At 29.9% G+C, this 22,840-nt stretch carries 21 protein-coding genes and 1 pseudogene; 16 read left to right on the top strand and 6 right to left on the bottom strand.

What is annotated here, in order from left to right; all coding sequences use genetic code 11:
• Window positions 1–29: 29 nt before the first annotated feature.
• Window positions 30–293: pseudogene (locus J3359_RS08565) on the bottom strand (tryptophan--tRNA ligase); the annotation flags it as partial.
• 416 nt (window positions 294–709) lie between these two features.
• On the opposite strand from J3359_RS08565, the gene J3359_RS08560 reads away from it, so the two are divergent.
• From J3359_RS08560 to J3359_RS08520, 9 genes are all read left to right on the top strand, one after another.
• On the top strand, window positions 710–1,276 hold the full coding sequence (locus J3359_RS08560; RefSeq protein WP_208080268.1) for a Riean_0653 family protein: 567 nt from the start codon (window positions 710–712) through the stop codon (window positions 1,274–1,276).
• Between the two features lie 328 nt (window positions 1,277–1,604).
• Entirely contained in the window at window positions 1,605–2,183 is a 579-nt protein-coding gene (locus J3359_RS08555; RefSeq protein ID WP_208080267.1) for a Riean_0653 family protein, read from the top strand.
• Between the two features lie 94 nt (window positions 2,184–2,277).
• Window positions 2,278–2,814: a Riean_0653 family protein gene (locus tag J3359_RS08550; protein ID WP_208080266.1), complete on the top strand. Its 537-nt coding sequence runs from the start codon at window positions 2,278–2,280 to the stop codon at window positions 2,812–2,814.
• A gap of 314 nt (window positions 2,815–3,128) precedes the next feature.
• On the top strand, window positions 3,129–3,467 hold the full coding sequence (locus tag J3359_RS08545) for a Riean_0653 family protein (protein ID WP_208080265.1): 339 nt from the start codon (window positions 3,129–3,131) through the stop codon (window positions 3,465–3,467).
• Window positions 3,464–3,703, top strand: a complete 240-nt coding sequence (locus J3359_RS08540; RefSeq protein ID WP_208080264.1) for a hypothetical protein — start codon at window positions 3,464–3,466, stop codon at window positions 3,701–3,703. Before J3359_RS08545 ends, J3359_RS08540 begins: the two co-directional genes overlap by 4 nt.
• A gap of 94 nt (window positions 3,704–3,797) precedes the next feature.
• A complete protein-coding gene (locus J3359_RS08535) occupies window positions 3,798–4,322 on the top strand; it encodes a Riean_0653 family protein (protein ID WP_208080263.1) in 525 nt (174 codons plus the stop codon).
• A 302-nt stretch (window positions 4,323–4,624) separates the two neighbouring features.
• Window positions 4,625–5,161: a Riean_0653 family protein gene (locus J3359_RS08530; RefSeq protein WP_208080262.1), complete on the top strand. Its 537-nt coding sequence runs from the start codon at window positions 4,625–4,627 to the stop codon at window positions 5,159–5,161.
• Between the two features lie 321 nt (window positions 5,162–5,482).
• Window positions 5,483–6,019 (top strand): Riean_0653 family protein, encoded by a 537-nt coding sequence (locus tag J3359_RS08525; RefSeq protein ID WP_208080261.1) that lies wholly within the window; start codon window positions 5,483–5,485, stop codon window positions 6,017–6,019.
• A gap of 78 nt (window positions 6,020–6,097) precedes the next feature.
• Window positions 6,098–9,586, top strand: coding sequence for a T9SS type A sorting domain-containing protein (locus tag J3359_RS08520; RefSeq protein WP_208080260.1), 3,489 nt, complete (start codon window positions 6,098–6,100; stop codon window positions 9,584–9,586).
• A 102-nt stretch (window positions 9,587–9,688) separates the two neighbouring features.
• Here J3359_RS08520 and trpS read toward each other — a convergent pair whose 3' ends face one another.
• A complete protein-coding gene (gene trpS / locus J3359_RS08515; RefSeq protein WP_208080259.1) occupies window positions 9,689–10,657 on the bottom strand; it encodes a tryptophan--tRNA ligase in 969 nt (322 codons plus the stop codon).
• A gap of 200 nt (window positions 10,658–10,857) precedes the next feature.
• On the opposite strand from trpS, the gene J3359_RS08510 reads away from it, so the two are divergent.
• Both J3359_RS08510 and trhA read left to right on the top strand, forming a co-directional pair.
• The gene (locus tag J3359_RS08510) at window positions 10,858–11,622 is read left to right on the top strand and encodes a lysophospholipid acyltransferase family protein (RefSeq protein ID WP_243766010.1); all 765 of its coding nucleotides are present in this window, start codon (window positions 10,858–10,860) and stop codon (window positions 11,620–11,622) included.
• Entirely contained in the window at window positions 11,619–12,257 is a 639-nt protein-coding gene (trhA, locus tag J3359_RS08505; protein WP_208080258.1) for a PAQR family membrane homeostasis protein TrhA, read from the top strand. Before J3359_RS08510 ends, trhA begins: the two co-directional genes overlap by 4 nt.
• Window positions 12,258–12,463: 206 nt before the next feature.
• On the opposite strand, the gene J3359_RS08500 is transcribed toward trhA, so the two are convergent.
• Window positions 12,464–12,937, bottom strand: coding sequence for a CYTH domain-containing protein (locus J3359_RS08500; RefSeq protein ID WP_208080257.1), 474 nt, complete (start codon window positions 12,935–12,937; stop codon window positions 12,464–12,466).
• Window positions 12,938–13,027: 90 nt separating this feature from the next.
• Between J3359_RS08500 and porZ the strand changes: the two genes are divergently transcribed.
• Genes porZ through J3359_RS08485 form a run of 3 tightly spaced genes read left to right on the top strand, consistent with a single transcriptional unit; the run spans window position 13,028 to window position 18,554 of the window.
• Complete coding sequence (gene porZ, locus J3359_RS08495; protein ID WP_208080256.1) at window positions 13,028–15,358, top strand: type IX secretion system anionic LPS delivery protein PorZ; 2,331 nt, start codon at window positions 13,028–13,030, stop codon at window positions 15,356–15,358.
• On the top strand, window positions 15,358–16,080 hold the full coding sequence (gene recO, locus J3359_RS08490; RefSeq protein WP_208080255.1) for a DNA repair protein RecO: 723 nt from the start codon (window positions 15,358–15,360) through the stop codon (window positions 16,078–16,080). Before porZ ends, recO begins: the two co-directional genes overlap by 1 nt.
• Entirely contained in the window at window positions 16,080–18,554 is a 2,475-nt protein-coding gene (locus J3359_RS08485) for a TonB-dependent receptor plug domain-containing protein (protein ID WP_208080254.1), read from the top strand. The genes recO and J3359_RS08485 overlap by 1 nt, the downstream gene beginning before the upstream one ends.
• Window positions 18,555–18,561: 7 nt before the next feature.
• Here the strand turns inward: J3359_RS08485 and J3359_RS08480 are convergent, their stop codons facing one another.
• The gene (locus J3359_RS08480; RefSeq protein WP_208080253.1) at window positions 18,562–18,909 is read right to left on the bottom strand and encodes an SdpI family protein; all 348 of its coding nucleotides are present in this window, start codon (window positions 18,907–18,909) and stop codon (window positions 18,562–18,564) included.
• An 86-nt stretch (window positions 18,910–18,995) separates the two neighbouring features.
• On the opposite strand from J3359_RS08480, the gene J3359_RS18400 reads away from it, so the two are divergent.
• Window positions 18,996–19,121: a hypothetical protein gene (locus J3359_RS18400; protein WP_302850211.1), complete on the top strand. Its 126-nt coding sequence runs from the start codon at window positions 18,996–18,998 to the stop codon at window positions 19,119–19,121.
• 28 nt (window positions 19,122–19,149) lie between these two features.
• On the opposite strand, the gene J3359_RS08475 is transcribed toward J3359_RS18400, so the two are convergent.
• Together J3359_RS08475 and J3359_RS08470 are read right to left on the bottom strand one after the other, a co-directional pair.
• Window positions 19,150–20,013, bottom strand: a complete 864-nt coding sequence (locus tag J3359_RS08475; protein WP_208080252.1) for an acyl-CoA thioesterase — start codon at window positions 20,011–20,013, stop codon at window positions 19,150–19,152.
• Window positions 19,992–21,188, bottom strand: coding sequence for a peptidogalycan biosysnthesis protein (locus J3359_RS08470; protein WP_243766009.1), 1,197 nt, complete (start codon window positions 21,186–21,188; stop codon window positions 19,992–19,994). Before J3359_RS08470 ends, J3359_RS08475 begins: the two co-directional genes overlap by 22 nt.
• A 533-nt stretch (window positions 21,189–21,721) precedes the next feature.
• Between J3359_RS08470 and J3359_RS08465 the strand changes: the two genes are divergently transcribed.
• Complete coding sequence (locus tag J3359_RS08465; protein ID WP_208080251.1) at window positions 21,722–22,837, top strand: efflux RND transporter periplasmic adaptor subunit; 1,116 nt, start codon at window positions 21,722–21,724, stop codon at window positions 22,835–22,837.
• Window positions 22,838–22,840: the final 3 nt, after the last annotated feature.

The raw sequence follows: 22,840 nt of genomic DNA, 5'->3' as shown, positions 1-22,840 counted from the left end.
GATAGTTAATAAGGGGTTTAAACCTCTTTTTAATAACCAATTTTTCCTCTAACTCTTTGCAAAACTTCTTTTGCCGTTTTTCTTGCTTTTTCTGCACCAATAGTTAAAGAATCGTCAATCTCGTTTTTATTTTCCATATAATGATGATATTTCTCACGAACCGTTTTAAATTTTTCTACGATTAATTCATACAAGGCTTGTTTTGCATGTCCATAACCATAATTTCCACCTAAATAATTGGCTCTCATTGTTGCAATTTGAGTGTCTGAAGCTAATAACTTGTAAAGTGCAAAAAAAACAAAGATATTTCTGATAATTTTATTGAAATAACCGAAGGAAGATTTGACTTCAATAAAAACACAATTAACTCAACAAGATTTCGATAAAAAAAAAGAGGTTGCGCCAACAACCTCTAAAAAAAATTAAACATTCATCAAACTAATTATAAACACTTAATACTTTCAAAATTATGGAAAAAACATACATCAAGCCGTCCTTTTCATCCCAAAAAGAGTCCAGAATTCTTAAAAACACTAAAATTTAACAAAAAACATGAAATTTATAAATAATTAAAAATCAATTATTTAAAAAATAAATGAGTCCAAAATTTTGCAAATGAGTCCAGAATTCCCCAAATCGTGGAATTCTGGACTCTAAAAGTTTTCAAATAACATAATTTTACAATACAAACCTAAAACCCTATTTGATTATGAAACAATTCTTTTTAAAAACAACACTATTTCTTTTTGCACTTACTTTAAGCAATTGCGAAAAAAACGACCCACAAGACCAATTACCACCCATTACACAAACAGGTGAAAATACGTTTGGCTGTATTATTAATGGTGAAGTTTTAATACCTCAAAATGGTAAAGGAAGCTTAAGTGTAACCCCTAAAAGAGGAATAACAGCGAAATATTTATCAAATAATAATTTTATAATTGATGCTGGTAACTTTAAAGATAGTAATGGTAATAGAATATATATATATATATATAATTTAACCTCTACAGGAGTATATAACTTTGAGTTAAGTAATGGTGAAAGTACTTCTACTTTTGAACCACTTTACCCACATTGTTGGAGTATAATATCTCAAAACTCTAAATATATTTCTGATATTAATACAGGAACTATTACAATTACACGATTTGATAATAATATAATCTCAGGAGTTTTTAGTAAGCTTACTTTAGTGAATATTGACTCTCCTAATGACATTATTGAGATAACTAATGGAAGATTCGACATCAACCTAAATACAGTAAACAAATAAAAAGCAGTTGCTACCAACAACTGCCTAACAGCTAAATACATAAAAAACACAATTTATATGCGCTGAACTTGTTTCAGTGTCTAACTTAACACCTCAAAACTACAAAAAAACTGCATCATAAAACCTCCTTTTCATCCCTAAAGCAGTCCAAAATTCCACAAATGAGTCCAGAATTTCTAAAATCACTAAAAAACATTTAATTTTAGATGACTATAAATCAATGAATTAAAATTAAATGAATCCAGAATTCCCCAAATCGTGGAATTCTGGACTCTAAAAATTTTTAAATCACATAATTTTACAATACAAACCTAAAACCCTATTGATTATGAAATATTTATTTTTAAAAACAATACTATTTCTTTTTGCACTTACTTTAAGCAATTGCGAAAAAAACGACCCCGAAGACCAATTACCACCCATTACACAAACTGGAGCAAATACCTTTGGTGCTATTGTAGATGGTAGAGTCTTTATACCTAAAGATAGCAAAGGGTTTGTTGCTCCAGGAGGAAGAAATACAGAAGCTATTCGAATTACTTCAGGTGTTGGACTAAATAATACAAATTATTATGCAATTGCTGCATCTAATTTTGTTAATTCTAATATATACATATATATATATATTCCAGAAGAAAGACCTAGACAGAAAGAATATATTTTTCATTTGAGTCCAGGAGTCCCATCATCTTTAAATAAACCTAATTTTCCTCATATATTTTGTTATTTAAATGATAGAAAATATATTTCTTTTGAAAATTCAGGTACTATAAATTTTGAAAAAGTTGACTTTATAGAACAGATCTGTGCAGGAAATTTTTCTGCTAAACTAAAAAATGAAATGGACGAAAATGATACTATTGAAATAAAAAATGGTCAATTTGATTTGATTTGTACAATACCTTAAAGAGATTTATATAATAAAAGCAGTTGTTACCAACAACCGCCTAAAAGTTAAACATAACAAACACAAAATTTATTAACTCTAAAACCCTTTTAATATGAAACATTTATTTTTTAAAATAGTGCTATTTCTTTTTACTTTAACTCTTTTTAATTGTGAAGGTAATAACCTAAACACAAACGAATCTACAGGAAACGACTCCTTTTCTTGCCTTGTAAATGGAAAACTTTATACACCTTCTGCTGGAACAGGCATTGGTGGTGGTGATATTAGGCCTTTTGCTTGGGCATATTCAAATTTAGGTAATTCTAATATCCCAATGTTTTTTAAAATAACAAGTGGGGGGGAATATACTTTGTCCCTCGTATCTATTGAGCCTAACATAGGAATAAATAATTTAAATCAAAAATTAGATGATACTGTAGACTTTACACATTCAGGGATGATAATTTTAAATAGTCTTATTTTTTATAATACCAAAAACAATCAAAACAATGGTACTATAGTTTTTACTGAATTATCAGAAACAAAAGCAGTAGGAACTTTTGAATGTACTTTATACAATGATAAAGGGGATGAATTAAAAATAACAGAAGGTAAGTTTAATTTATCTCTTGACAGTAAAAAAAATTAAAAAGCAGTAGCGCTAACTACTGCTAAATGCTAAAAATACAAATACTCGAATATTAATATTAAAACAATCAAAATTATTAAAAAATTATACCATAAACCTTCCTTTTCATCCCAAAAAGAGTCCAGAATTTTGAAAGTACTAAAATTTAACAAAAAACATGAAATTTATAAATAATTAAAAATCAATTATTTAAAAAATAAATGAGTCCAAAATTTTGCAAATGAGTCCAGAATTTCCCAAATCGAGGAATTCTGGACTCTTAAAATTTTCAAATAACATAATTTTACAATACAAACCTAAAACCCTATTTGATTATGAAACAATTCTTTTTAAAAACAACACTATTTCTTTTTGCACTTACTTTAAGTAATTGCGAAAACAACGACCCCGAAGACCAATTACCACCCATTACACAAACAGGTGCAAATACCTTTGGTGCTATTGTAGATGGTAGGGTATTTATACCTAAAGATAGCAAAGAGTTTGTTGCTCCAGGAGGAAGAAATACAGAAGCTATTCGAATTACTTCAGGTGTTGGACTAAATAATACAAATTATTATGCAATTGCTGCATCTAATTTTGTTAATGCTAATATATATACATATATATTCCAGAAGAAAGACCTAAACAGAAAGAATATATTTTTCATTTGAGTCCAGGAGTCCCATCATCTTTAAATAAACCTAATTTTCCTCATATATTTTGTTATTTAAATGATAGAAAATATATTTCTTTTGAAAATTCGGGTACTATAAATTTTGAAAAAGTTGATTTTATAGAACAGATCTGTGCAGGAAATTTTTCTGCTAAACTAAAAAATGAAATGGACGAAAATGATATTATTGAAATAAAAAATGGTCAATTTGATTTGATTTGTACAATACCTTAAAGAGATTTATATAATAAAAGCAGTTGTTACCAACAACCGCCTAAAAGTTAAACATAACAAACACAAAATTTATTAACTCTAAAACCCTTTTAATATGAAACATTTATTTTTTAAAATAGTGCTATTTCTTTTTACTTTAACTCTTTTTAATTGTGAAGGTAATAACCTAAACACAAACGAATCTACAGGAAACGACTCCTTTTCTTGCCTCGTAAATGGAAAACTCTACATCCCATCTGCTGGAACAGGCATTGGTGGTGGTGATATTAGACCGTTTGCATGGGCATTTGGTAGTGCTAATGATCCTTACATTACTATAAATAGTGGAGGAGAATATACACTATTTATAAACTTAATAAACCCAAAAAAAGGTGAAAATTTTCTAAATGAAAAATTAACTGATGAACTAGATTATTATCATACAGGAATGGTAGTTCATAACGAACTTATTTTTTATAATACTCGAAACAATCATAATAACGGTACTGTAACTTTTACTGAATTATCAGAAATAAAAGCTGTAGGAACTTTTGAATGTACTTTATACAATGATAAAGGGGATGAATTAAAAATAACAGAAGGTAAGTTTAATTTATCTCTTGACAGTAAAAAAAATTAAAAAGCAGTAGCGCTAACTACTGCTAAATGCTAAAATACAAATACTCGAATATTAATATTAAAACAATCAAAATTATGAAAAAAATTACATTATAAAGTTTCCATTTCATCCAAAAACTTGTCCAAAATTCCAAAAATGAGTCCAGAATTTTTAAAACCACTAAAAAACATTAATTTTTAAACACATAACAATCAATAATTTAAAATTAAATTAGTCCGAAATTTTCCAAAATCGTGGAATTTAGGACTCCTAAAATTTTCAAATCACATAATTTTACAGTACAAACATAAAATACTATCATTATGAAACAATTATTTTTAAAAACAGTACTATTTCTTTTTGCACTAACACTATTTAATTGCGAAGGCAACAATCTAAACACAAACGAATCAACAGGAAACGACTCCTTTTCTTGCTTCGTAAATGGAAAACTTTATACACCTTCTGCTGGAACTGGCATTAGTGGTGGCGATATTAAACCTTTTAATTGGTCATATTCCAATCTAAATAACCCAAATATTCCTTATTATTTTAAAATAAGAACTACTGGTGAATACAATATAGCTTTAGTTAAAGTTTTGCCTGAAATAGGACAAAATATTATTACTGAAGAATTAAGTAGTACCATTGATTTTTCACATTCGGGTATGATTATCCAAAATGATAGAATCTTTTACAATACTAAAGATAATCAAAATAATGGTACCATAACTTTTACAGAAATTTCGGAAAACAGAGCGATTGGGACTTTTGAATGCACGTTATATAATGATAAAGGGGATGAATTGAAGGTAACAGAGGGGAAATTTAACCTGTCTTTAGATAGTCGAACAAATTAAAAAAGCAGTAGCGCTAACTACTGCTAAATGCTAAATGCTAAAATACAAATACTCGAATATTAATATTAAAACAATCAAAATTATTAAAAAATTATACCATAAACCTTCCTTTTCATCCCAAAAAGAGTCCAGAATTTTGAAAGTACTAAAATTTAACAAAAAACATGAAATTTATAAATAATTAAAAATCAATTATTTAAAAAATAAATGAGTCCAAAATTTTGCAAATGAGTCCAGAATTTCCCAAATCGAGGAATTCTGGACTCTTAAAATTTTCAAATAACATAATTTTACAATACAAACCTAAAACCCTATTTGATTATGAAACAATTCTTTTTAAAAACAACACTATTTCTTTTTGCAGTAACATTATTTAATTGTGAAGGCAGCAACTTAAACACAAACGAGTCTACAGGAAACGATTCTTTTTCCTGTTATATTAATGGTAAACTCTACACCCCATCTGCAGGTACTGGTATTAATGGTGGAGATATTAGACCTTTTTCTTGGTCATATACAAATTTAAATAATCCAAATATTTCATACTATTTCAACTTAAGTAGTTTAGGTGAGTATAGAACAGAATTATATATAGTAAACCCTAAAATTGGAGTAAATCTCATATCACAAAAACTTAATAATACATCTGATTTTACACATTCAGGTATGATTATCAAAAATGATAGAATAATTTATAATACTAAAGACAATCAAAATAATGGTACTGTAACTTTAACAGAAATTTCAGAAAACAGAGCTATCGGTACTTTTGATTGTACTTTATACAATGATAATGGAGACGAACTAAAAGTTACTGAAGGTAAATTTAATCTCTCTTTAGATAGTAGAACAAATTAAAAAGCAGTAGCGCTAACTACTGCTAAATATATTAAATACAAAAAACACAAATTTATTAATACTTAACATTTCAAAATTATGAAAAAAATTACACTTTTTTTACTCCTATTAATCCCTTTATATGGTATTGCCCAAAAATCAAAAGAAAGTAAACCTATTAATACACCAGTTTTAGAAAACAACGCTTTTACATACACACAGGAGAGTACGCTAACTTTAGCCCCCTTGCTGGCAGTAGATAAAGCTCTTTATAAAAACAGTATTTTATATGATAGAATATTAGGGTTGGCAAACTTACGTGAGGCAGGCAATATCATTGAAACAAACCCACAGCACTTTAAACATGCTTGGCAAGAGCTATACGATGCTCGTTTAACCCCTACTGAAAAACATTTGTCTCTACACGACTTACAGGCAATAGCTACACACTATCAAAAACAAAATATAATTTCTGTAGGTATTATAAATATGGACTTTACCCAATTTACCAACGCTACTTTGCAAGGCTTTGAAACCGACAAAATTACTGTTGCGCAACTGGTTGCCAGAAACCGTGCAACAAGTGTCTCACCGTATGAAAATAAGCAGGTGTTTTTAGCAAGTCCAGTAATTACAGAAAGTATAAAAACACAAGCCAATACTCCTGTTACTTTTAAAACAGATATTTTAGTATTAAACCAAGCTGCGTTGCCACTACATACTGTACAAGTTACTTACAACAACAAAACGATACCTATTGTACAAAACGGTACACTTACAAATGCAAATTTTACATTTTCGTTTGCTAGTTCTGGCCTTAAAACATTAACATTTAAAGCAACATATACTAATGGCAAACAACTAATAAGTAAAGCTACTATACATGTAGAAGTTACAACTTCTTTACACAAAACGAATGCAGTGAAAAGAATAGTAGCAACAGAACCCTTTAAAGGCTATGACGAAGCTACGGATTGTGGAGGAAATTGCTATGGCGAAGGTGAATATGAAATCTTTTTTGGTAATGATGCTAAAAAAGTACAAAGAAGAACCCTACAAAAACCACTAATTATTTTAGATGGATTTGACCCAGGTGATACAAGAGATATCGATGGAGGTTCTGGTTCAATAAGATACTTAATAAATAATGAAGGAAAAGAACCAAATATGCAGAAGTTTGCTGCAGCTGGTTTTGATGTGGTTATTTTAAATTTTCCGAAATATAAAATTAGAACAGAAACTAAAACCATTGCAAGTTTGTACGGAGGTAATAGAGATATAAATGTAGATATATACAGAGATGGTGGCGCAGATTATATAGAGCGTAATGCCAATGTATTAAAAGCTTTAATTGCAGAACTTAATGGAAAGTTAGTAAATAATGGTAGTACAGAAAAACTAAAAATTATTGGTCCAAGTATGGGTGGTTTAATAAGTAGAGTTGCTTTAACCCAAATGGAGCAAGCCAACCAAAACCACAATGCAGATATTTGGGTAAGTTTCGATAGCCCACATTTAGGTGCAAATATACCTATTGGTTTACAATACTTTTTCACCTTTATGGAGCAAGAACAAGTATCGTTACTAAAAAGTCCTGCAGCAAGACAAATGTTGTTAATACAAAATCCACCACCAATTACTTTAGCAGAATTGGCAAAAAAATATGGCGTTAACAGTTTAATATATAAATGGATAGCACCTGAATTAAAAAAGTATCCTGGCAATTATTCTTTTAGAAATACATTTAAAAATCTTTTAAATAATTTAGGTTTTCCTAATAATACCAATAGAAATTTGGCTTTAATTAATGGTAGTATAAATGGTGCAAGACAAGGCACTCCAGAAGGGGAAATGTTAGACTATAATATACAAGTAGTACAAACAATTTTAGGAAGTGTTGGAAAGTACAACATTAAAACATTTGCAACCCATGACGGTGGTAGGCATAAAATATTTGAGCGATATAAAAGATTCTTGTTCTTTAAAAGCACAAAATCTGTATATTTAGTAGACAATTCGGAAAATGGAAGTTTAGATAATTCTCCAGGTGGTACTTTTGACATGAAAAATCAATTTGAAAAGTTTTTAGGTATTAAACTTCCACTTACAAATTCTAATGCTGGTATTGCGGCAAACAATTTATTAAAAATTACTGATAAACCTACTCAGCTAACAGTAAAATTTTTAGTTCCATTGTTACTAAACGCGCTAAATTCTTCTGTATATCTTAACCTCAATCAAGGAAGTCCATCATTTATTCCAACTAAAAGTTCATTAGCTTATAAAGGCACTAATAAAGTATGGCACGAGAATTTAAGTCGTCGTAATTTGGTTTGTACCAATGAAACACCATTTGACAGTTATTTTGCACCCAATAAAAACGAACCACATATAACTTTAAATGCAACAAAAATAGATTGGATTTTAAAAGAGTTTAATGGAAATAGACAATTTCCCGTTCCAAACTCCACCACACCATATTTATCACTTAGAGAAACTTTATGCTTAAATAAAAAAAATGAAGTTACTTTCTATTTAAACGAATGTGCATCACCCAAAGCAACTTCTTGGGCAGTAAGCCCCGATTTGCAAATCGTAAGCACCACAGATTATACTGCAATTGTAAAACCTATTGGCAGAAAGACTACAAATACACCATCTACTGTAATTGCAACCTTATCAAATGGCAAAAAAGTAACAAAACAAGTAAGGGTTTTAAACAAACCCACCATAAGTTTTAAAGACACCTCTCTAAGAGATGCTATTTTAGCGGGTAAAAAACCTGCAGACTACCCAAATGTATCTATAACCAATGGTAGTAAAATTACAATAGACCAAACCTTAGCAAACACTATCTCTTGGAAATATACCCGAGAAAAAAAGTACATTCCAGAAGACGCTCCAGGTACACATACCTATTACGACCCTGCCTCTTTGGTTGGCGACTTTGTACCTTATACATCTTGCTTGCGACTAACAGATAGTGGTTTGCCTACTTTAGCTTCCAAAAGTGTAGCAAGTTTGGTGTCGTTAATTGATTATTATTTTCAAGAAGATTTTTATAGAACACTTCCTGATTCTTCTGGAGATGTATTACCAGATGGAAGTGCCTATAACTATGATTTGCCAACCATACAAGAAGTTTCTTTAAATGAAAGTTCTAAAATAGTATTTAGTAAAAGTGGTTTATTAGAAGTAGAAGTTACAGCAATAAACCAGTGTGGTTGTGCAACAGATACCAATGTGTATAAAACAGCTACCTCTACAACTCCAACAACTCCAGCACCCCAACCCTTTGTAACTTTTACTTTAACACCTAACCCAGTACAAGAAAGGTTTGTAACCATATCTTTAGATAGAAGAACTAAAACCACAAACCCACTAGCAATTGAAAATATAAATTGTAAAATTGCCTTTACAAAAGTTGCTACAGGTGCTACTGTATATAGTAAAGAAGTAATTTTTATTAACAACACCCAAAATTTCTTAGTTGATATTTCTCCTTTAACTAATTTAACTACTGGTGTTTACACAGTAACAGTTACTTCCAGTTACGGCACAACGTCTAAACAACTTATTATACAATAAGTGTAAAATAAAACTATTTTAAAACGTCATTATAAAAATGAAAAGCTCTTTTCTACTAATAGAAAAGAGCTTTTTTTAGAACAAGGGATTTAAACCCTTTGTTTAATAACCAATTTTACTTCGCACTCTTTTTATCACAGAATTCGCCGTTTTTCTTGCTTTTTCTGCACCAATAGTTAAAGCGTTGTCAATTTCGTTTTTATTTTCCATATAATGATGATATTTCTCACGAACCGTTTTAAATTTTTCTACGATTAATTCATACAAGGCTTGTTTTGCATGTCCATAACCATAATTTCCACCTAAATAATTGGCTCTCATTGTTGCAATTTGTGTCTCTGAGGCTAATAATTTGTAAATAGCAAAAATGGTATCTGTATCTGGGTTTTTGGGGTCTTCCAAAGCCAAACTATCGGTTTTAATACTCATTATTTGTTTTCTTAACTTTTTATCTGTTAGAAAGATATTAATTGTATTGTTTCTAGACTTGCTCATTTTTTCGCCATCAATTCCTGGAACCAATTTGGTATGTTCTTGAATTTTTGCTTGTGGTAACACCAATGTTTCTCCAACCATATTGTTAAATCTTCCAGCAACATCTCTTGTAATTTCTAAATGTTGCAATTGATCTTTACCAACCGGAACAATTTCTGCATCGTACAATAATATATCTGCGGCCATAAGCATTGGGTAGGTAAATAAACCAGCATTTACATCTCCTAATCTGTCGGATTTATCTTTAAAACTATGTGCCAACGTTAAACGTTGGAAAGGAAAATAACAGCTTAAATACCAAGTTAATTCTGCAGTTTGTGGAATATCGCTTTGTCTATAAAAAACAGTCTTATTAATATCTAAACCACAAGCCAGCCAAGTTGCAGCTGTGCTGTATGTATTTTCTCTAAGTTCTTTACCATCTTTAATTTGCGTTAAAGAATGCATGTCTGCAATAAATAAGTATGCTTCATTTGCTGGATTATTCGCCATTTCTATAGCAGGTAAAATAGCTCCTAATAGATTTCCTAAATGTGGCGTTCCTGTGCTTTGTACGCCTGTTAAAATTCTTGACATATTTTTATACTTTTCTTTTTTTAAGTATGAGTGAGATACAAAAACCATCTGGGATGGTTTGACCACAAAAATAAGGTTTTGTTTAAGAAAATTAATCAAACAAAAGAATATTACTACATTTGTTTTCTAAGATGGGTTTTATATTGATAATTTCTTTCGACAACCTAATTAAGAAAAAAAGCAATTTAATATTAAGTTTTTTGAAATCTCTAAAAATTCCTTTTTTACTTCTCTGGCGTTTGTGGTTTTACATTTTAATGTTTACCTCTTTATTGGTGCTATCTCCTTTTTTATTTATATTCTCTTTTAAGCAGAAACATTATCATCTTTTCTGGAAAGTAGCAAGAATTATTTCTAAGATACTTATCTATGGAATGGGTTTTCAATTAGATTTTAAAGCAGAAGAAAATATCGAGCCAGATAAAAGTTATATGTTTTGTCCCAACCATACTTCTTTAATGGATCCATTTGTACTAATTGCCATTAGCAAAAATCCCATTGTTTTTGTGGGAAAAAAAGAACTAGTTAAAATTCCTGTTTTTGGTTTTTTCTACAAAAGAGTTGTTATTATGGTCGATAGAAGCAGTGCCAAGAGTAGAAAAAGGGTTTATAATATGGCAAAACAAAGATTACAAAACGGAGTAAGTATGGCAATTTTTCCTGAAGGATTAGTACCCACTGAAGATGTAGTTTTGGCTCCATTTAAAAGAGGGGCTTTTGGTTTGGCAATAGAATATAAAATACCAGTTGTACCTCAAGTTTATTACGATTGTAAACGTTTTTTTTCTTGGGATTTTTTAAAAGGAAGACCTGGTGTTTTACGAGTGCATCAACATACATTTATTAACACAAAAGATTTAAATAATAAAGATTTAGATGCTTTAAAAGAGCAAACCTATCAACTTATGTATAACGATTTGCTAGATGATATGGAATATATGAAAGATATAAATAGAAAAAAATGAGCGAGAAATTAAACTACGAATATTCTGTAAAAGAAGAACGTTTAAATGTTATTACTCATGCTGTTGGTTTTGTTCTAAGTATTATTGCATTTCATTTTTTATTGATAAAAGCATTAAATTATAACGGTTTTTGGAAACCAACGAGCTTTATAATTTACGGACTAAGTTTAATCGTTTTATATACAGCTTCTACCTTTTATCATGCAGCAAAAAATCCTAAAAAAAGAAGAAAACTAAACATATTCGATCATGCAGCAATTTACGTTTTAATTGCAGGAAGCTATACCCCTTTTTGTTTGGTGGGTTTAAACTCTAGTTTAGGTTGGTATATGTTTATTTTTGTATGGCTTTTTGCACTTATTGGAATTATTTTAAAACTTTTTTTTACGGGTAGATTTAATATTGTTTCTACTGCTATGTACTTATTAATGGGCTGGCAAGTGTTGTTTTTTATAAAACCATTGTCTAAAAGCTTATCTCCTTTTGGGTTAAAGCTACTAATTCTCGGAGGCGTTTTTTACAGTATTGGTGCTATTTTATATTCGATAAGAAAACTGCCCTACAACCACGCAATTTTTCATGTTTTTGTATTGTTAGGAAGTTTAAGTCACTTTTTTGCAATATATTGTTTGTAAGGTGTTTTTTTATAATAATTACCTTTATTTATAGGTAAAATTTATGATAAATATTAAAAATTTAACAATTATCTTGTTTATTTAGAAAAAAAAATTATTTTTGTAAGGCTTACTATTTCTTTAACTTTAGTTAAGATTTTAGGCTTTATAAATTTATTTAGGGGGTAGGTTTATTAAATCTCCTCGAACTTTTGTTCGAGGTTTTTTTATGTCCAATTTTTAAAAGGATGTTTGCTAATTTTAGAATTGTAATATTTGGCATCTCCTGTAACTTCCTTTCCTAGCCAAGTTGGTTTTTCAAATTTTTCATCTTCGGAGTTTAGTTCTATTTCTGCTACAATTAAACCTAAATTATCTCCTAAAAACTCATCAATTTCGTAGGTGTTATTTCCTTTTTTAACGTAAAATCGAGTTTTTTCTATTAAAGTTGGTTCACTTAAAAGCAATAAATGTTCGGCATCTAAAACAGCAATAGATTTTTCCCATTCGAATCTTGTAGTGCCTTTCTTGTTCGATTTTCCTTTGATGGTTAAAAAAGCTTCAGTATCTGTAATTCGAACACGTACCACTCTTTTTTCATCAGAATTTAAATACCCTTGTTTTATATAGGTTTTTCTGTAACTTTCTTGCTTAAAGTTGTCGTTTTTTACTAAAAATTTGCGCTCTATTTCTATGTTCATATATTCTTCTTTTCTTTAATTTGTACGAATGTATTTCTTTTATCGTTATTGTAACAAGAATTAAATATCTTTGAAATATAATTTATTTTGATGAAAAAACGTTTTTCAATTTACATTTTACTTTTTTCCATTATCAGCATTTATTCTCAAACAGATTATAGCGATTCTTGGGAAGATTTCTTTTCTTACAACAATGTAAAAGACTTTACGAAAGTAGGCAATACAATTTATGCGTTGGCAGATAATGCCGTTTTTACCTACGATGCTGTTTCTGGCGAAGTAAATAAATTATCTTCTGTACAAGGTTTGTCTGGCGAAACCACCACTTCTATTTACTATAGCGAAGCATATAAAAGATTAATAATAGGTTACGAAAATGGTTTGGTAGAGGTTGTAGATGAAGATGGCACGATAACAATATCTTCGGATATTATAAATTTTAATCAATCAGGAGAAAAAAGCATCAATCATATTTCGGAATATAATAAAAAATTATACTTATCTACACCCTTTGCAATTGTGGTTTACGACATCGAAAAATTAGAATTTGGCGATACTTATTTTATTGGAATAGGATCTAGCTCCGTAAAAATAAATCAAACAGCAATTCTAAATGATGTTATTTATGCAGTAACAGAAGAAGGAATTTTTTCTGCAGATGCAAATAGTACTTCATTAATAGATTTTACGAAATGGACAAAACAATTCAATGGCAGAAATTTTAAAGAGATTGTAATTTTTAATGCTGAAGTTTTTGTTACAGAAAATTCTTCTTTATTAAAGCTAGGAGCTACAAGTTTAACGGAAGTTAGAAATTTTAATGAAGATGTAAAAAATGTAAAAGCTTCGAATTCTCATGTAACTGTTGCGTTAAAAAACGAAGCAGTCGTATTAAATACATCGTTAATAGAAGAAGTTGCTTTTATAACAAATACAGATTTTAATTTCTCTTTAAACACCGCTTTTTTTGAAAACAATACTGCCTTTTTAGCGACGAAAGAATTCGGAATTTTAGGAAGTTCTTTAAATCAATCTACAACTTATGTAGAAATTCATCCAGAAGGACCATTATCTAACGATGTTTTTTCGATTGATGTACTTAATAATAATCTTTGGGTGGTTTATGGAGGTTATTCCGCAACTTATACTCCAACACAAAAGAGGCAAGGTTTTAGCCATTTTAATGGAGAAAATTGGATCAACACAAAATACACACCTAATTTACCAAAAGATTTGGTTTCTGTGACTATAGATCCAATAGAAGAAAATAAAGTTTTTATTAGTGCATCTGGAATTACTAGCGACATAAATTCCTCGCCAACAGGAGGTGTTTTAGTGGTGGAAAACGATGTTTTAACTACAATTTACAATCATTTAAATAGCACATTAGAACCTATTGTTATTTCTTTACCATCTATAAATATTAGAACAAATGGAGCTGTTTTCGACAACCAAGGAAACTTTTGGGTAACGAATTACGAAGTAGATAAAAAGATTCATAAACTATCTAAAAACGGACAATGGAAAGGAATCGATTTAAGTTCAGTACAAACAAATTCTTCTCCTGGTTTAAATGAAATAATTGTAGATAAAAGCAATAGTCTTTGGGTTGGAACTCGAAGAAATGGTTTGTATATTTATAACGAAAATGGAGACCGAAAGAAATCGCTAACTACCAGTCCAAATGAGGGGAATTTACCAGATTTAAATGTAAGAACATTAGCTGTAGATGCAAGTAATAGAGTTTGGATTGGTACAAAATCTGGTTTGGTAGTTTACAACAATGCGTCTGGTGTTTTTGACGATAAAAACCCAGAAGCAAAACCAATTGTTGTAAATGCAAATTCAGATGGTTTTGGAGATCGTCTTTTAGGCAATCAAACCATAAATTCTATTGCTGTAGATGGAGCAGACAATAAATGGTTTGGAACGGATAGAGGAGGTGTTTTATATACAAACCCAAATGGACAAAACACTTTAGCTAATTTAAGTAAAAAAAACTCTCCTTTACCATCGAACAGAATAGCAAAAATTAAGGTCGATAATTCCACTGGAAAAGTATTCTTTGCAACTGCAAAAGGAATTGTTGCTTACAATAGTAAAGTAGCACCTTTTGGAGAAACTTTAGGAGAGGTATATGCATACCCAAACCCTGCTTTACGAAATCACGAAACAATTACAATAGATGGTAGAAATGGAACACATCTTCCAAAAGGAACCAATGTTAAAATTTTAGATGTCGCTGGAAATTTGGTGTACGAAACCAATGTTGTAGAGGGGCAAGAATTACAAGGAGGAAAAGTAGTTTGGAACAAGAAAAACTTAGCAGGAAATAAAGTAGCCTCAGGAATTTATATTGTTTTACTTTCTAACGACGATGCCTCCGAAACCTCAGTAACAAAAATTGCAATCGTAAATTAATGTCGGTTGTAAGCACAAAAGCAATTGTTTTAAGCACGTTAAAATATAGCGATACAAGCTTAATCGTAAAATGCTATACAGCAGAAAGTGGCTTAAAATCGTACTTAGTTAGAGGTGTTTTAAAAGCCAAGAAAGGTGGCTTAAAAATAGCCTATTTTCAACCATTAACGCAATTGAATATTGTTGCGAATCATAGCTCTAAAAGCACACTTCATTCCATAAAGGAAGTCCAAATTTTAAATCCGTATAAATCTATTTACAAAGATATTGTAAAACAATCTGTCGTTTTGTTTTTATCGGAGGTTTTGTCTTACAGTATCCAAGAAGAAGAAAAAAACGAACCATTGTACAACTACTTAGAAACAGCCTTTGTTTGGTTAGATGTTCATGAGAAAATAGCGAACTTTCACTTGTTGTTTTTGCTGAATTTTACAAGGTATTTAGGATTTTATCCAGACTTGTCTGAAGCTACAAAAACGGGCTTTAATTTGTTAGATGGAAATTTTACGGATTCTACTTCAGAAAAAAATATAATCTCTGGGAACTATTTTTATCAATTTAAAAAGCTGTTAGGCATAAATTTTGATGGTATAGAAAACGTGTCTTTTGGTAAAAATGAAAGGCAATTGGTACTACAAATAATTATTAGATATTTTGAATTACATTTGGACGGTTTTAGAAAACCGAAATCGTTACAAGTATTAGAAACCGTTTTTAGTTAATGAGAAATTTAATTTTTGTATTTGTTTTTTGTGTTGTTGGAAATGCGTTTTCACAAAACGTAAAAATTTTAGATAAAAAAACAGGAAAAATTGTTAAAAATGTTAGTGTTTTTAACGACAACCAAACTATTAATATAACTACGAACGATAAAGGTTTGGTAGATCTTTCTCAATTTAAAAAAGATGAAATTGTTAACTTTTCTCATATTGCATACGCAGTTTTAAGAGTTAAAAAAAATACCATTGCAAAAAATAATTACGTTGTTTATTTAACAAAACAATCCGAGCAATTAGACGAAATTGTACTTTCCGTATTTAAAAAAGCAGAAAAATCGAGTAGAATTGCAGAGCAAATTGCAGTGTTAACCACCAGAGATATTCAAAGAGTTTCGCCACAAACAGCTGCAGATTTATTAGCCACAATCCCTGGAATTAAAGTACAAAAATCGCAATTTGGTGGAGGAAGCCCAGTAATTCGTGGAATGGAATCGAACCGAGTTTTATTAGTAGTAGATGGCGTTCGAATGAACAACGCCATTTATAGAAAAGGACACTTACAAAACTCCATTACAGTAACACCAAATATGTTAGATAAAACAGAAGTTGTCTTTGGGCCTTCGTCTGTTTTGTATGGTTCAGATGCTTTGGGAGGTGTAATACATTATTATACAAAAACACCAAAACTGTCGGAAGACGAAGAAGTTATCAGTCAGGTTTTCTCAAGATTTTCAACAGTAAATAACGAAATAACAACCAATATAACTGCCGAAATTAGAAAACGAAAATGGGCCTCTCTAACAAGTATTTCTTACAGTAATTTTGGCGATTTAAAAGCAGGAGAAAGACGTTCTCATGGTTTTGAAGATTGGGGAAAAGTGTTTTTCTATTCCGAAAATGTAAATGGAAATTACAAAGAGAGTCCAACCAAAAATTCCGACCCAAATTTGTTGCGAAATACAGGGTATAGCCAAACAGATGTGTTACAAAAATTCTTTGTGCCACTTTCTAAAAATACCGATTTAAAAATAAATTTACAATATTCTACAACTTCCGATATTCCAAGATTCGATCGCTTAACAGAGTTAAAAAATAACACTTTAAAGTTTGCAGAATGGAATTACGGACCACAACAAAGATTACTATTATCTTCTCAGCTACTGTTAGAGCCAAATAAAAATTGGATTGATAATGGAACAATAACTGTGGCATATCAAAATTTAAAAGAAAGCAGAATACAACGTAAATTTGGGAGTTTAAATCGTTCTTACAGAGAAGAAAGTGTAGATGTTTTTAGTTTAAATGGAGACTTTTCTGTGCCATTAACAACAGATAAGAAAAGAACACTTGCTTATGGTTTCGAGTTTACTTATAACGATGTAAAATCCAATTCTTACGGAAAAGAATTAAACATTGTAAATGGAGAAATTAATGGTTTTTCGAACGATTTTAAAGTACAATCTCGTTATCCAGATGGAGGGAGTAATTATGTAAGTTCTGCTGTTTATGTAGATTATAGGCAAGATGTAAGTAGTAAATCTACCTTAAATTCGGGAATTCGTTTTACAAACACCAACTTAAATGCAAAATGGATTGACGAGACTTTTATTAAGCTTCCAGATAACAATATTAATGCAAACCATTCTGCAGTAACTGCAACTTTAGGGTATGTGTATAAACCAAATACAAATTGGCAAATAAACAGTGTTTTATCTTCTGGTTTTCGCTCTCCAAATATCGATGATGTGGGGCGAGTTCGAGAAAAGTCTGGAAATGTAACCGTTCCAAACATTACAGTAACCCCAGAATTTGCCTACAATGCAGAAGTTGGAATTTTAAAATATTTTAATGATAGGAAATTTCGTTTTGCAGCCAATGCATTTTATACCTTGTTAGATAATTACATTCAAAGAGACTTTATCTACAATGCAGATGGTGCAAAAAAACAACAAAGTTTCGATGGAGAAGATGGAAATGCAGTATCGAATCAAAATAAAGGAACAGCTTATATTACAGGAGTTACAGCAAGTTATTTAGGAAGAATTTCGAATCGTTGGAAAACTTCTGGCTTTGTAACTTATACAAAAGGTAGAACCTATGATACGAATGAGCCCATGTCTTCAATTCCACCTTTATTTGGTCAGTTTGAAGTAAATTACAATGCAGATAAGTTAGAATTGGGAGCAAATATTCGTTTCAACGCTAAAAAAGATATCGAAGATTTTAATATTACAGAAGGGATAGACAACCACGATTTAACACCAATTGTAAATAAAAATGGTACTACAGAACAAGAAATTTACTTTGGTTCTCCAAGTTGGGTTACTCTCGGTTTAAATGGAAGTTATATTGTAAGTAGTAATTTTTCTGTACAAGCAAGGTTAGATAATTTGTTGGACCAACATTATATAGAGTTTGCTTCTGGAGTTGCTTCTCCAGGTAGAAATTTATCTCTTTCTTTTGTAGCGAGTTTCTAAGAAACGATTAGCTTTTAAATTTTCCTTCATCCGTAAAATTATCATTTAAAGCACGTTCGGTTTTTATAATACTTACCAAGATAGATAAAAGCACCAAAACCATAGGTTGCCAAGAAAGCGCTTTAGTTGCATAGGTAGCGAAAACCAAACCAGCTAAAAGAGAAATTCCAGAATAGATTAATAAGTTTTTATTAAAAACACTGTTTGCAAAATTCCAAATCTTTTGGTTTTGCATTGCTTTTGCAGTTCTATAACCATAAATAGCATTGATTTTTTTCGGTGGAAATTTCCAAAAAATAATACTAATTAAAAATAGCAAACCGTTTGTGGTTAAAATGTATGTTAATGGATTCATGTTTTTTTTAAAATTTTAGTTTCAAAGTTTCAAAGTTTCAAAGTTTCAAAGTTTTTCTCGCAAAGTCGCAAAAGTGCATTTTTTTTTTGAAATTGGCTACTGCTACTGCTACTGCTACTGCTACTGCTACTGCTACTGCTACTGCTACTGCTACTGCTACTGCTACTGCTACTGCTACTGCTACTGCTACTGCTACTGCTACTGCCCACTGAGACTGCCCACTGAAGACTGTAAAACTGCCTACTTTTTCGGTCTCATCAATCCTTCTTGTGCAAAAGAAGCAACTAATTTTCCATCTCTTGTAAAAATATTTCCTTTTGCCAAACCTCTTGCACCAAAAGCATTTGGCGATTCTGCTGAAAAAAGCATCCAATCTTTAAAAGCGAAATCTCTAAAAAACCACATAGAATGGTCTAAACTTGCAGTTTGCGTGTTTCCAAAATTATGTTTGCTTGCATTTGGGTTAAAAGCAGCATTTAAAACATTATAATCAGAAATATAAGTAAGAATTTCTTGTTTAGTTCTTATATTTAAATCTTTATGATCTCCTTTTAAACGAAACCAAACATGCTCATTTGCTGGTAAATCTTTTGGATCCATAGGATTTGGAACTCTTACAGGTTTAAATTCTATAGGTCTTTTTACACTTAAAAAAGCTTTGGTAGATTTTGGTAAAAAGTCGCCAAATTGTGCTAACATATCATCCCAACTTAATAATTCTTCTGGCTGTTTTATCTTGGAATTATATGTTGTTTGGTGCTCAAAACCATCCTCTTTAATATGAAATGATGCAGCCATAATAAATATGGTTTTATCATGCTGACTTGCAGTAACTCTTCTTGTTGAAAAACTTCCTCCATTTCGCATTTCTGCCACATGATAATTTATAGGAACTGTTAAATCTCCAGCTTCTAAAAAATAGGAATGTAGCGAATGTAAAAATCGATTTTCTGGAATCGTTCTGTAAGCAGCATTTACTGCTTGTGCCAAAACTTGCCCTCCAAAAACATGTGGACTTCCAATCGTATAACTATCTCCGCTAAAATTATTTTCTCCTAAATCTTTTAAATCTAAAAGGTCTATTAATTCTTTACTTGTTTGCATTTATTGCTGTTTTTTTTAAATGGAAATTTTTGTTGAAATGGTGTAGGTTGAATTCTCTGCAAAAATAACTTTAATATTTTGTTTGTAATGTTTTTTTTATGACGAAAATACATGGTTAAATCTTGTGGAACTGCACCCACAGAACTCTTTATCTCACTTGCAGTTCTTCCAAAATTAATAGTTTTTAATTTTTTATTGATGGCAATTTCTATGTAAGAATATAACATTCTTTGGTATATTGCATATTTTCTATTCAAACCATAATCAATACCTACAAAATGGGCATCTAAAGAATTATTGTTTATAATTCCAGACATGAAACCAACCAGTTTATCCTGCAAATAATATGCTTTTAAAATATATTGTTCGCCGAATTTATCTTTGAAATCTTTATACGTTTCTAAATTAAAATCGCCCAAATTAAAGTTAGAGTTTGTTGCTACTTTTTTATACAAAGCAGTCATTTCAGTCAGTTTTTCTTCAATATTTGCAGAGGTTATTTCTTTAATGGTAATGGAGGCACTTTGTGCATATGCTTTTTTCGCTTTTACTCGAAACTTGGTTTTTATGGCAATTAAATAATCATCAAAACTTTGCCAATTTTCATCAATATTTAATAACATGTTTGGCTCTACAGAAAACGGATTGTAACCCACAGTTGTTAATTCATCTGTAATAAACAAAGATTCGTTTACAAAGTCTTTTAGTAGAAAAGCATCAATCTTATTTTTTAATTCTTTATTAGAGCTTACAAAATAATTAATAGCTTTTGCCAATTCTAAAATTACTTTTTGTTTATTTTGATTTTTTTTGATAAAAAGACCATGTTCTCCACTTACAAAAGTGTTTCCAGAGATTAATAACCGTAAAGGTTTGTTATCTTTTAAGATGCGTAATTTTTTCCCTAAATTCTTTAAAAAATAAAAGTTATTCTGAATAGAATTCATGTAAAAATTAACAATTTTAATTGACGAAAGTGCGATAGGAAACGCATTATCATCCACCAAAATAATATAAGAAAATGTAATTTCTGGATGATTTTTCTCAATCGATTTTAAAAACTCGCGATTAAAATACACATTGTTTTCGCAATCGAGAATCTCCCAATTTTTAGTAGGAATTTTATCGATAGAACTATAAAATAAAGCAGTATTTGTGTTTTTACAAAAAATCAAATGAATGCATATAATGGATTAAACTTTTAGAATCTTCTAAAATAGTTCTAATTATTTGCATAGTTCTGTTTTTTTGTGATTATGTGTTATTTAATTAAACAAATTTTGTTATTCTCAATTTTTCTTATAAACCTTGAATGCACACAGCTGCCATTATTAAAAAACGGAATTTCATTTTTATCAGGAAAACGCGATCTGTGTGTCCAGTAATCATCAATTGATTGTTGTTTGCTTAAATCCATTTTTTCTAAATTATATTTTATGTCGTGGTTTTCCCAGATAAAATGCAATCTATTTCCTTTCTGAGAATCGTTAAAAACACAAATTTAGAATTTTCATTAAAACAATTTTTTTTTCGTATTTTTAAAAGCACGAGAAATTCTAAAGTTAAAAGATATTTTTATAACATTTCTTTAACAGATAGTTTTTTAAACCTTTTCATTTAACTTTTGTCTTATAAGCTATTATATTTATAAGAATTATTAAAAAATCTTTATTCCTTCTTCTTATTCAGAAGGTTCAACTAACTAGTTATGAGAAAAATAATATTAGCTATTCTTGGAGTTTTAGCTATTGTAGGTGCTGTTTTATTAGGTAATTATATTGTAGAAAAAAACCAAAAACGAAAACCAAAGTTTAAAAAACAAATAAAAATGGTTTTTGTAAAAAATGTAGAAAATAAAGAAATCCCTATTATTCTTACAGCGAGTGGAAATTTAATTGCAAAAAATAAAATAGACATTTTTTCTGAAGTACAAGGAATTTTTAAACCTTCTAAAAAACCATTTAAAGCTGGAACAAAATACTATAGAGGAGAAACTTTAGTAAGTATTAATAGTGATGAATTTTATGCAAGCTTACAATCTCAAAAAAGTAGTTTATATAATTTGCTAACATCTATAATGCCAGATATACGTTTAGATTATCCAGATGAATTTAAAAAATGGGAAAGCTATTTAAAAACTTTCGATATTCATAAAACCACACCAAAATTACCAGAATTTTCTACAGATAAAGAGAAATATTTTATTTCTGGAAGAGGTATTTTAACAGCGTATTACAATGTTAAAAATTTAGAAGTTCGTAACTCTAAACATCAAATTAGAGCACCTTTTTCAGGAATTTTAACGGAAGCTTTAGTAAGCCCAGGAACGTTAATTAGAGTTGGGCAAAAATTAGGCGAATTTATAGATCCTAGTATTTACGAGATGGAAGTTTCTGTAAATGCAGCATTTGCAGATTTATTAAAAGTAGGCAATGCTGTTGCCTTGTCTAATTTAGAAAAATCTAAAAGATATACAGGAAAAGTAGTTCGTGTAAATGGCAAAGTAGACCAAGTTTCGCAAACTATAAAAGCATTTATCGATGTAAAACACTTAGATTTAAAGGAAGGTATGTTTTTAGAAGCAGCTTTAGTGGCAAAATCTGAAAGTGATGCCATTGAAATTTCAAGAAAATTATTGATTGATAATAATGCAGTTTATACCGTTAAAAACGATAGTGTTTTAACCTTAGTAAATGTGAATCCAGTTTATTTTTCGGCAGATAATGTAGTTGTAAAAGGATTGAATAATAACGATAAAATTTTAACGCAAACATTACCAGGAGCTTTTGATGGAATGATTGTAAAAATTAATAAAAAGAAGTAATTA

Source organism: Polaribacter cellanae, assembly GCF_017569185.1.
Taxonomy (GTDB): domain Bacteria; phylum Bacteroidota; class Bacteroidia; order Flavobacteriales; family Flavobacteriaceae; genus Polaribacter; species Polaribacter cellanae.
This window is presented reverse-complemented; position numbering and strand designations above follow the sequence as displayed.